The 794-nt window shown below is 50.9% G+C and carries 1 rRNA gene; it reads right to left on the reverse strand.

Annotated elements, in window-relative coordinates:
• Positions 1–794 (reverse strand): 23S ribosomal RNA (locus HMPREF2732_RS05915); the annotation flags it as partial.

The following is a 794-nucleotide window of genomic DNA, read 5'->3' on the forward strand; positions in this document are numbered from 1 at the left end:
TACTGATGCCGCAGCTTCGGTGCTATATTTGAGCCCCGTTACATCTTCCGCGCAGGCCGACTCGACTAGTGAGCTATTACGCTTTCTTTAAATGATGGCTGCTTCTAAGCCAACATCCTAGCTGTCTAAGCCTTCCCACTTCGTTTCCCACTTAATATAGACTTTGGGACCTTAGCTGGCGGTCTGGGTTGTTTCCCTCTCCACGACGGACGTTAGCACCCGCCGTGTGTCTCCTGAGTATCACTCTTCGGTATTCGTAGTTTGCATCGGGTTGGTAATCCGGGATGGACCCCTAGCCGAAACAGTGCTCTACCCCCGAAGGTGTCCGCTCAAGGCTCTACCTAAATAGATTTCGGGGAGAACCAGCTATCTCCCGGTTTGATTGGCCTTTCACCCCCAGCCACAAGTCATCCGCTAATTTTTCAACATTAGTCGGTTCGGTCCTCCAGTTAGTGTTACCCAACCTTCAACCTGCCCATGGCTAGATCACCGGGTTTCGGGTCTATACCTTGCAACTAAACGCCCAGTTAAGACTCGGTTTCCCTTCGGCTCCCCTATTCGGTTAACCTCGCTACAAAATATAAGTCGCTGACCCATTATACAAAAGGTACGCAGTCACCCTTAAAGGGCTCCCACTGCTTGTACGTACAAGGTTTCAGGTTCTATTTCACTCCCCTCACCGGGGTTCTTTTCGCCTTTCCTTCACAGTACTGGTTCACTATCGGTCAATCAGGAGTATTTAGCCTTGGAGGATGGTCCCCCCATCTTCAAACAGGATATCACGTGTCCCGCCC

The sequence above is a fragment of the Haemophilus sp. HMSC061E01 genome (genome assembly GCF_001810345.1).
GTDB lineage: Bacteria > Pseudomonadota > Gammaproteobacteria > Enterobacterales > Pasteurellaceae > Haemophilus_D.